9 protein-coding genes are annotated in these 9,867 nt (G+C 72.6%); 1 reads left to right on the plus strand and 8 read right to left on the minus strand.

Going from position 1 to position 9,867, the window contains the following annotated elements:
- The coding region (locus HCJ92_RS18885; protein ID WP_420824743.1) for an Lhr family helicase at positions 1-743 on the plus strand (743 nt) is incomplete at its 5' end.
- Positions 744-790: 47 nt separating this feature from the next.
- Here the strand turns inward: HCJ92_RS18885 and HCJ92_RS18890 are convergent.
- The 8 genes from HCJ92_RS18890 to HCJ92_RS25105 all read right to left on the minus strand — a co-directional run.
- Positions 791-1,171 (minus strand): helix-turn-helix domain-containing protein, encoded by a 381-nt coding sequence (locus HCJ92_RS18890; RefSeq protein ID WP_167934807.1) that lies wholly within the window; start codon positions 1,169-1,171, stop codon positions 791-793.
- Between the two features lie 183 nt (positions 1,172-1,354).
- Positions 1,355-1,906: a CinA family protein gene (locus tag HCJ92_RS18895; RefSeq protein ID WP_338054256.1), complete on the minus strand. Its 552-nt coding sequence runs from the start codon at positions 1,904-1,906 to the stop codon at positions 1,355-1,357.
- Between the two features lie 34 nt (positions 1,907-1,940).
- Positions 1,941-2,606, minus strand: a complete 666-nt coding sequence (gene pgsA, locus HCJ92_RS18900) for a CDP-diacylglycerol--glycerol-3-phosphate 3-phosphatidyltransferase (RefSeq protein WP_167934809.1) — start codon at positions 2,604-2,606, stop codon at positions 1,941-1,943.
- Complete coding sequence (gene rimO / locus HCJ92_RS18905; RefSeq protein ID WP_167934810.1) at positions 2,603-4,135, minus strand: 30S ribosomal protein S12 methylthiotransferase RimO; 1,533 nt, start codon at positions 4,133-4,135, stop codon at positions 2,603-2,605. Before rimO ends, pgsA begins: the two co-directional genes overlap by 4 nt.
- 67 nt (positions 4,136-4,202) lie before the next feature.
- Positions 4,203-5,027, minus strand: coding sequence for a RodZ domain-containing protein (locus HCJ92_RS18910; protein ID WP_167934811.1), 825 nt, complete (start codon positions 5,025-5,027; stop codon positions 4,203-4,205).
- A 478-nt stretch (positions 5,028-5,505) separates the two neighbouring features.
- Positions 5,506-8,184 (minus strand): DNA translocase FtsK, encoded by a 2,679-nt coding sequence (locus HCJ92_RS18915; protein WP_167934812.1) that lies wholly within the window; start codon positions 8,182-8,184, stop codon positions 5,506-5,508.
- A 136-nt stretch (positions 8,185-8,320) separates the two neighbouring features.
- A complete protein-coding gene (locus HCJ92_RS18920) occupies positions 8,321-8,989 on the minus strand; it encodes a response regulator (RefSeq protein ID WP_167934813.1) in 669 nt (222 codons plus the stop codon).
- 217 nt (positions 8,990-9,206) lie between these two features.
- A partial coding sequence (locus HCJ92_RS25105) for a response regulator (protein WP_245241000.1) occupies positions 9,207-9,867 on the minus strand: 661 nt, incomplete at its 5' end.

Consider the following 9,867-nt stretch of genomic DNA (forward strand, 5'->3'; position numbering starts at 1 on the left):
GGCGTGGCGGCCTGCCGGGGCCGGGCCGGGCGGCGTCGCGGAGCGGTCCGCCGACGGTCGGCGGCAGGTGGTCGCTGCTCCCCGCCACTGCGGCGGACGCCACCGTCCGTGCCCACGCGCTCGCCCACACCCTGCTGGACCGGCACGGCGTGGTCACGCGTGGCGCGGTCGCGGCCGAGGGGGTGGAGGGCGGCTTCTCGGCCGCCTACCGGGTGCTGTCCGCGTTCGAGGACAGCGGACGTGCTCGTCGCGGCTACGTCGTGGAGGGGCTGGGCGCGGCGCAGTTCGCGGTCGAGGGCGCCGTGGACCGGCTGCGGGCGGTCAACAACGTGCGGGAGCGGGGCGAGCTGCGTGACGCGGGCGAACCGGTGCTGCTGGCCGCGGCCGATCCCGCGAACGCCTTCGGCGCGGCGCTGCCCTGGCCGGAACCGCCGGACGGAGTGACGCAGAAACCCGGGCGGAAGGCGGGCGCGCTGGTCGTGCTGACCTCGGGGCGCCCGGCGCTGTACGTCGAGCGCGGCGGCCGGACGCTGCTGGCGTGGCCGGAGGGGGGCGATACCGACGGCACCTCACTCAGGGCGCCGGTCCGGGTCGTCGCGGACGCGGCGCGGCGGGGGGTCCTGGGCACGGTGACGGTGGAGCGTGTCAACGGCTCCCCGGTGCTGAGCGACCCGTTGTGGTCCCGGCTGCTGGAGGAGGCCGGTTTCCACCCCACGCCGCGCGGGCTACGGCTGCGTCCCTGACACCTCCCGGCGTACTGTTCGGCTGACGGCCGCCGGCCGCCGATGCCTCAGGCGGCGAAGACGTCCACGGCCTCCGCCGGTGCCTTGATGGTGACGCGCTCCTCCGGGCGCCCGGTGACCGACGTGACCCGGATCGGGTTCAGCATCGGGCGCATGGGCGGCGGGACAGCATCGCTGGCGGCGGACTGAGCCAGTTCGGCGAGAGCCAGCTCGTCGCTGACCTCCCGCAGCAGCTCGGACATCCTTACGTCCAGTGCGTCGCAGATCGCGGCCAGCAACTCGGACGAGGCCTCCTTCTGTCCGCGTTCCACCTCGGAGAGGTAGCCGAGCGACACCCGGGCGGACGAGGAGACCTCACGGAGAGTGCGGCCCTGACGTTGGCGCTGCCGACGCAGCACGTCACCTTGCAGGCGACGGAGCAGGATCATCGGTGGCTCCCTCCTCGGACCGTTGGCCTCGCTACGTTCATGCCCAACCGTACCGCTTCGGACTCCCCGCGCGACGGGAAGCCCTTCGTGTTCGCTGAAGGCGCATGGTGCGGTCTCATTCCCCCAACCGCCTGACCGAGCGGCTCCTCCACCGTACACTCACCGCGCGGTGGGGTCGTTTTCCTACCCAGTGGATACATCTCCCCCGCTACCGGGCAGCTCGGACGAGTCGGGCGCACCGGGCAGCCCCGGCAGCGCGGGAGGGGCCACGGCATCCTCGACCAGCGCTTCGTGGAGGGCGGCAAGGAGGGCGTCGACAGTCCGCGCCCGGATGCTCTCCCGATCACCCGTCGCCTCCACCCGTTGCGCGACCGCCCGCCGCGCGCCGGGGGGCGCCACCGCGACGAACACCGTGCCGACCGGTCGGCCGTCCTGCGGCGCGGGGCCCGCGACACCGGTGGTGGCCACACCCCAGTCCGCGCCGAGCAGGTCGCGGACCCCGGTCGCCATCCGGCGCACGACCTCGGGATCGACCGCCCCGCGCTCCGCCAGCAACCCCGCGTCGACGCCGAGCACGTCGCGCTTGACGTCCGTGGCGTACGCGGTGACGGAGCCCCGGAACACGGCGGACGCACCCGGCACCGCGGTCAGTGCCGCCGCCACGGCGCCTCCGGTCAGCGACTCGGCCACCGCCAGCGTGTGGCCACGGGCGGTCAGCAGTTCCAGGACCGACACGGCGGAGCGGTCCTCCGCACGCGCGACGCGACTCCTACGCACGGGCGCGCTCGCGTGCGAGCCCCGCACGCCGCAGCCTGGCAGCCTGCCGCACGTAGTCCAGACCGGTGGCGACCGTCAGCACCACGGCCGCCGCCATGGCCCACCACCGCAGGGTCGCGAGCGGTCCGGTGAGCACCAGGATGTACATGCCGACCGCCACGCCCTGCGCCAGCGTCTTGGCCTTGCCACCACGGCTGGCGGGGATGACTCCGAACCGGATCACCCAGAACCGGATCAGGGTGACACCGAACTCACGGGCGAGGATGACGAGGGTGACCCACCAGGGCAGTTCACCCAGAAAGGAGAGGCACACCAGGGCCGTCCCCATGATCGCCTTGTCGGCGATCGGGTCGGCGATCTTGCCGAAGTCGGTTACCAGGCCGTGGCGGCGGGCCAGCTCGCCGTCGAAGAGGTCGGTGATCATCGCGACCGTGAAGGCCGCCCAGGCCAGTGCTCGCCACACCGGGTCGTCGCCGCCGCCCGCGAACATCAGGACGGCGAAGCCGGGCACGAGCGCCAGCCGCATCATCGTCAGGATGTTGGCGATGTTCCACAGCCCCGCCTGCGGCAGATCCCCTGCCTCGGCGGTGATTGTCTCCGCACCGGAACGCGGACGGCGTCCGCCGTCCGCCGCGGAGACGGCCGAGGTGCCCGTCATCCGCGCGCCCCGGCGGCAGGACCGCCCGAGGGGACCGGGGTCCGGACGGCGGCGACGAGGTCGACGCCGTCGGTGTCGACGATGCGCACGTCCACGTAGCGGCCGACCTCGAAGCCGGCGAGCGGGTCCTCGTCGTCCACGGCCTCCGGGTCCGGCAGCAGCAGGACCTGGCCGTCGGTCTCCGGAGCCTGGTGCTCGCCGCGGCCCAGCGCGACGGGGCCGCCGTCGGGACCGCCCTCCGGCTCGAGCGACTCGACCAGCACGCGGGCGTCCTCGCCGATCCGCTCCTCGGCACGCTGCGACGTCAGCTCGTCGGCGAGGCGGCTCAGCCGCTCCACCCGCTCGGAGACCAGCTCGGGGGCGTGCTTGCCGTCGTACCCGGCCGCCTCCGTGCCGTCCTCGTCGGAGTAGCCGAAGATCCCGATCGCGTCGAGCCGGGCCGACTCCAGGAAACGTTCCAGCTCGGCCACGTCGGACTCGCTCTCGCCGGGGAAACCGACGATGAAGTTGGAGCGCACGCCTGCGTGCGGGGCCTTCGCCCGGATCGAGTCGAGCAGCTCCAGGAACCGGTCGGTGTCGCCGAAGCGCCGCATGGCGCGGAGCACGCCGGGGGCCGAGTGCTGGAAGGACAGGTCGAAGTACGGGGCGACCTTGTCGGTACCGGTGAGCACGTCGATGAGGCCGGGGCGCATCTCGGCCGGCTGGAGGTAGCTGACCCGGATGCGCTCCAGGCCGTCCACGGCGGCCAGCTCGGGCAGCAGCGACTCGAGGAGGCGGATGTCGCCCAGGTCCTTGCCGTAGGAGGTGTTGTTCTCCGAGACGAGCATGATCTCCGAGACGCCCTCGCCCGCGAGCCAGCGGGCCTCGTTGAGGACGTCGGAGGGCCGGCGCGAGATGAACGATCCGCGGAACGACGGGATGGCGCAGAAGCTGCAGCGACGGTCGCAGCCGGAGGCCAGCTTCACCGAGGCCACGGGACTGGAGTCCAGACGCCGCCGCAGCGGCGGGCGCGGGCCGGAGACCGGAGCGACACCCTCGGGGAGGTCCGTCGGCGCGCCGTGGCCGGGAAGGGCGACCTCGGCGGCTCCCTCCTGGCGCTCCGCGGGGGAGATCGGCAGCAGCTTGCGGCGGTCGCGCGGGGTGTGCGAGGCATGGACGCCACCGCCGAGGATCGTCCGGAGCCGGTCGGAGATGTCGGCGTAGTCGTCGAATCCGAGGACCCCGTCCGCCTCGGGCAGGGCCTGCGCCAGCTCGCTGCCGTACCGTTCCGCCATGCACCCGACGGCGACGACGGCCTGGGTACGGCTCTCCCCGCCCTTGAGGTCGTTGGCCTCCAACAGCGCGTCGACCGAGTCCTTCTTCGCGGCCTCGACGAAACCGCAGGTGTTGACGACGGCGACGTCCGCGTCGGAGGCCTCCTCGACGAGGTCCCAGCCGTCCGCGGCCAGCCGCCCCGCCAGCTCTTCTGAGTCCACCTCGTTACGGGCACAACCAAGGGTGACGAGGGCGACGGTGCGGCGTTCAGACATGGTCTCAGCGTACTTCGTCCCGGGCCGTGGCTCGGCCCGGGACGGGGGAAGCGGTCGACGGGCCGGGTCAGCCCTCCTCGGGGTCGCCCGGGGTGAAGCTCAGTCGCTGGACGGCACCGGGATCTCCGATGCTGTCCAGGTGCTTGCCGTTGACGTACAGCTCGATGGCGCCGGCGTTGCCGGTGACCAGGTCCAGCTGGTCGTCGTCGGTGAAGGTCTCGGCGTCGCCGTCCTGGAGCGTGCCCTGGAAGAGCTGGCGGCCGTTGGCGTCGGTCACCATGACCCAGCTGGGGCCGTTGGCGACCACCTTCATGGTGACCTTGTCGGCGGGGGCGCCGGCCACCGCGCTCTGGGAGGGGGCGGGCTCGTCGGCGGCGTCACCGTTCGCGTCGTCGCCGCCCACCGCGTCATCCTCGGGCACGGCCTCCGAGTCGGCGTCCGGGGACTCCGACTGCGCGACCTGGTCACCGGAACCGTCGCCGGACCCGCTGACCAGGGTGAAGCCCACGAAGCCCACCACGGCGACGATGGCAGCGACCATCGCGGCCGTCCAGTTGGGGCGCCGCGGTTCGGAGCGGATACGTTCCGCCTCGAACACCGGAGCCGGCGGCTCCGGTGCAGGGGCGTCGCCCCTGTTCTCGTTGAACCGCGCGACGAGCTCCGCCGGGTCGAGACCGACGGCGCGTGCCAGCGCGCGGATGTGGCCGCGGGCGTAGACATCGCCCCCGCAGCGGGAGTAGTCGTCGACCTCGATCGACTGGACGATAGGGATGCGGACGCGGGTGGTCGCGCTGACCTCTTCGACGGTCAGCTTCGCTGCGATACGCGCCTGCTGGAGGGAGCGGCCGACGGAAGAAGGCCCGTCCTCGGCCGAGAAGTTGCCGTTGGACACGGAGACGCCTTTCGAGCGTTAAGGCCACGTGTTGTACGAGCAATTCTAGGGTGCGGACGACCGGCCGGACGTCCGGCCCGCGTGAACGAGGGGTGGGGTCGCGGTGTCGCTCCCGTGTCGCCCTGCCCGGGCGACGCGCCGGACGCACCCCGGGCCCGCGAGCGGGGCGATCGGCCCCGCCCGGCACGCACCGCCGACCGGACCGACATCGCAGGCCGGGCACTGCGCCGCGGGCCGTACGGGCGCGAACGCCGGGTGCCGGGTGCCCACCCCTCCCCGCCACGGGCGACGGGGGACGGAACGGGCGGGACCCAGAGCGTGTGTGAGACCCCACGTCGGCTCAGCTCGCGGCGCCAGATGCGGTCAGCTGCACGGCGGAGGGGCACCCTCATACCGGGTTGTCTTCGGGTGTTCCCGACAACGCAGCAGATGGCCGTAGCCGGCGTCGCGGGCCCGGCGTGGGGTCTCACACACGCTCTCAGGGAGGGGTCTCCCCGCGGATCACCGCGAGCACGCCCGCGAGCTCGTCGGGCTTGACCATCACGTCACGGGCCTTCGACCCCTCGCTGGGACCGACCACCCCGCGGGACTCCATGAGGTCCATCAGTCGCCCCGCCTTCGCGAACCCCACCCGCAGCTTGCGCTGCAGCATGGACGTGGAACCGAACTGGGTGGAGACGACCAGCTCCGCGGCCTGGCACAGCAGGTCGAGGTCGTCGCCGATCTCCTCGTCGATCTCTCGCTTCTGCCCCTTCCCGACGACCACGTCGTCCCGGAAGACCGGCTTCATCTGGTCCTTGCAGTGCGCGACCACGGCCGCGATCTCCTGCTCGGTGATGAACGCGCCCTGCATGCGCACGGGTTTGTTGGCGCCCATCGGCAGGAACAGTCCGTCGCCCTTGCCGATCAGCTTCTCCGCACCCGGCTGGTCCAGGATGACGCGGCTGTCGGCGAGGGAGGAGGTGGCGAACGCCAGGCGGGACGGGACGTTCGCCTTGATCAGCCCCGTCACCACGTCCACACTGGGCCGCTGGGTGGCGAGCACCAGGTGGATCCCGGCAGCCCGCGCGAGCTGCGTGATGCGCACGATCGCGTCCTCGACGTCCCGGGGCGCCACCATCATGAGGTCGGCGAGCTCGTCCACCACCACCAGCAGGTAGGGGTAGGGCACCAGTTCGCGGTCCGAGTCCGCCCCGGTCGTCACCTTCCCCGAGCGCACCGCCGCGTTGAAGTCGTCGATGTGCCGGTAGCCGTACGCCGCCAGGTCGTCGTAGCGGAGGTCCATCTCGCGGACCACCCACTGCAACGCCTCGGCCGCCTTCTTCGGGTTGGTGATGATCGGGGTGATCAGGTGCGGGATGCCCTCGTAGGCGGTCAGTTCGACCCGCTTGGGGTCGACGAGGACGAGTCGCACATCCTCCGGGGTGGCCCGCATCATGATGGAGGTGATCAGGCAGTTGATGCAGGAGGACTTGCCGGAGCCGGTCGCACCGGCCACCAGCACGTGCGGCATCTGCGCGAGGTTGGCCATCTGATAGCCGCCCTCGACGTCCTTGCCGAGCCCCACCAGCAGCGGGTGCTCCGTCTCCGCCGAGTCCGCGATGCGGAGCACGTCCCCGAGGTTCACCATCTCCCGGTCGCTGTTGGGGATCTCGATGCCGACGGCGGACTTGCCCGGGATCGGGCTGATGATCCGGACGTCCGGGCTGGCGACCGCGTACGCGATGTTCTTCGCGAGCGCGGTGATCTTCTCCACCTTCACCGCCGGGCCGAGTTCGACCTCGTAGCGCGTGACGGTCGGCCCACGGGTGAACCCCGTCACCGACGCGTCCACCTTGAACTCCGTGAAGACCGTGGACAGCGAGTGCACCACCTGGTCGTTGGCTGCGCTGCGGCTCCGGCCGGGCCCACCGCGCACCAGCAGCTCCAGCGGGGGGAGCGAGTAGGTGACGTCCCCGGCGAGTCGAAGCTGCTCGGCACGGTGCGGCAGCGCCGCGGGCGGGTCGGGCGCCTGCCGCGTCAGATCCGGCACACCGCCGGAGTGGTGCGCGCCCGACGCCTGGGGACCGCCGCCCATCGGCACCTGCTCGGCACTCGCCGGATCGCCGCCGCGCATCCTGACGCGGCTGCTGATGCCCGCGACCAGCGGGGAGGGCTGCACTCCGTGGGTGACGGCGCCGTCCAGTGCGGCGGCGTCGGCGGCGACCTCCGACGGGTCGGCCGAACGGCCACCGCCCCGGCGGCGGCCCCCGCGGGGGCGCTCGCGGGCGGGAGGCTCCTCCTCCTGCTCGACCCGGACGTACTCCTCGTACGGGGGCTCCTCCCCCCTCGTGACAGCCGGACGGCGGCGTGGCCGGGCGACCCGAGGCGCCGGCTCCGGATCGGGTTCCGGGTCGTGGGCGTACGGCTTGGCCGCCGGTTCGACGACTCCCAGCCGCACCCCGACCTCCCGCAGCCGACGCGGGATCGCCGTGACGGGCGTCGCCGTGACCACCAGGAGGCCGAACACGGTGACCAGCACCAGCAGCGCGGCGGCCAGCGGCTCGCCCACCAGGAAGATCACCGGCCGCGAGAAGAACCAGCCGATGAGGCCGCCCGCGTCCTGCATCGCCTGCGCGCCGTCCTCACGCCCGGGAGCACCGGTGGCGATGTGCACCAGGCCGAGGACTCCCCCGACCAGGAACGACAGTCCGATGACGATGCGTCCGTTGGCCTCCTGCTTCTCCGGGTGGCGGATCAACCGCACCGCGAGGAAGAACACCAGCAGCGGGAAGACCAGGTCCAGGCGTCCCAGGGCACCGGTCACCAGCATCGTCACGAGGTCGCCGACCGGGCCTTGGAGGTTGGACCAGGTGCCGGCGGCGACGACGATCGCGATCCCCAGCAGAAGGAGCGCCAGACCGTCCTTGCGGTGCGCCGGATCCAGGCCCTTGGTGCTCTTCCCTATGCCGCGCAGCAGCGCGGCGATGGGCAGCGCCAAGCCCATCCAGATCTTCCGCAGGGCACGGATCGGCAGCGGGGGCGGAGGCTTCTTCCGGGCCGCGGGCCGTCGCCCCTTGGCCGGGGCCGCCTTCTTCGCCGCGGGCTTCTTCGCGGTGGCGCCACCCCGCCCGGATCGCGAGCTGCTGGGACCGGTTCCGGACGTACGTGAGGCCATGGGGGTGAGATTACCGGTGCGGGGCGCCCCAGGCACGGATGGCGGTGATCCGAGCCCCACTCAGCGCGCCGCGCCCGTCACGCCCCGACCGGGCCGTGTGCGAAGCCGCCAGGACGGGACGCCCGACAACCGGGCGTCAGTTCCCGGCGGCCTCGGGGGTCGGCGCGGCGGCACCCGGTTCGAGCGCGTCCAACGCCCGGCGCAGCGCGGCGAGTTTGCGCTCCAGATGACCGGCCGTCGACATCGCGGCGGCGCCGGCGCCGGCGCTCTCCTCGAGCTCCTTGGTGAGCGCCTCGGCCTGCTCCTCCACCGCGGCGAGGCGCGCGGAGAGCTCCGGCAGCAGACTGCCGGGGACCGCGTCGCCCGCTCCCCCGTCGAGCTCCCGACGCAGCAGCGTGGCCTGCTCACGGAGCTTCATGTTCTTCTCGTACAGGTCGACGAAGACGCTGACCTTCGCGCGCAGCACCCAGGGGTCGAACGGCTTCGAGATGTAGTCGACGGCGCCCGCGGCGTAGCCCCGGAACGTGTGGTGCGGCCCGTGGTTGATGGCGGTCAGGAAGATGATCGGGATGTCACGGGTACGCTCCCGGCGCTTGATGTGCGCCGCCGTCTCGAAACCGTCCATGCCCGGCATCTGCACGTCGAGCAGGATGACCGCGAAGTCATCGGTGAGCAGCGCCTTCAGCGCGTCCTCTCCGGACGACGCACGCACCAGCGTCTGGTCCAGCGCGGAGAGGATGGCCTCCAGCGCCAGGAGATTCTCCGGCCGGTCGTCGACCAGAAGGATCTTGGCCTTCTGGACCATGCCCCGTCCTCCTCCGCCCCGGCGGCGTGGCTGACCACCGCCCCTGTCGGGCGACATCCTCGCCGCCCGGTGAACCGCTCTTCTCGTCCCGCACATGGTAGCCCCAGCCACAGCCGGACACACCCAGTCACGGGGAAGTCACTGTCTCATACTCGCAACGCGCCCCGCACCCGGGGGGTTCCCGCACGGTACACCCCCGGGCGCGGCGGCGTCGCGATCACTGCGGGTTCATCCAGCGGTCCATGACCTCCAGGAGGTAGTCCGTGTCCACCGGCTTGGTGACGTGGTCCGACGCACCGGACTCGATGCTCTTCTCCCGGTCGCCCTTCATGGCCTTCGCCGTGAGCGCGACGATGGGCAGACCCGAGAACTGCGGCATCCGCCGGATCGCGGACGTCGTCGCGTAGCCGTCCATCTCCGGCATCATGATGTCCATCAGCACCAGGGCGATGTCCTCGTTCGACTCCAGGACCTCGATGCCCTCGCGCCCGTTCTCGGCGTACAGGACCAGCAGCCCGTGCCGTTCGAGGACGCTCGTCAGGGCGAAGACGTTGCGGACGTCGTCGTCGACGATCAGCACCTTCTCGTTGTGGAACGAGATCCGCCGGGCGGGCTTGTCCGACTCCTCGGACCTGCCGCGCGCGGACTCGGCCCGCGGCTGGTCGCCGCCGGCGTCCTTCTGGGGCGCCTCCTCCCGGCGACGCCGGGTGAGCTGCTCCGCCGCAGCCTCCGCCGCCTCGCTGGCGGATGCCCGCCCACCGCCGGGGGCGGGCCCCCGGAGGGGCTGCTCCTCGGCGTGGTCGCCCACCGGCGCCGTCGCCGGGGTGCCGTCCTCCGGGCTGACGGCCCCGTCCGCCGCGCCGTCCTCGGTGGCGGGC

Origin of the sequence: Streptomyces spiramenti (assembly GCF_012034385.1) — a bacterium.
GTDB classification, from domain to species: domain Bacteria; phylum Actinomycetota; class Actinomycetes; order Streptomycetales; family Streptomycetaceae; genus Streptomyces; species Streptomyces spiramenti.

Bases quoted from the DNA above. Each gene is read 5' to 3' on its own strand.
- HCJ92_RS18890 (WP_167934807.1), bottom strand. From the start codon at position 1,171: ATGATCCTGCTCCGTCGCCTGCAAGGTGACGTGCTGCGTCGGCAGCGC.
- pgsA (WP_167934809.1), bottom strand. From the start codon at position 2,606: ATGACGGGCACCTCGGCCGTCTCCGCGGCGGACGGCGGACGCCGTCCG.
- rimO (WP_167934810.1), bottom strand. From the start codon at position 4,135: ATGTCTGAACGCCGCACCGTCGCCCTCGTCACCCTTGGTTGTGCCCGT.
- HCJ92_RS18915 (WP_167934812.1), bottom strand. From the start codon at position 8,184: ATGGCCTCACGTACGTCCGGAACCGGTCCCAGCAGCTCGCGATCCGGG.
- HCJ92_RS18920 (WP_167934813.1), bottom strand. From the start codon at position 8,989: ATGGTCCAGAAGGCCAAGATCCTTCTGGTCGACGACCGGCCGGAGAAT.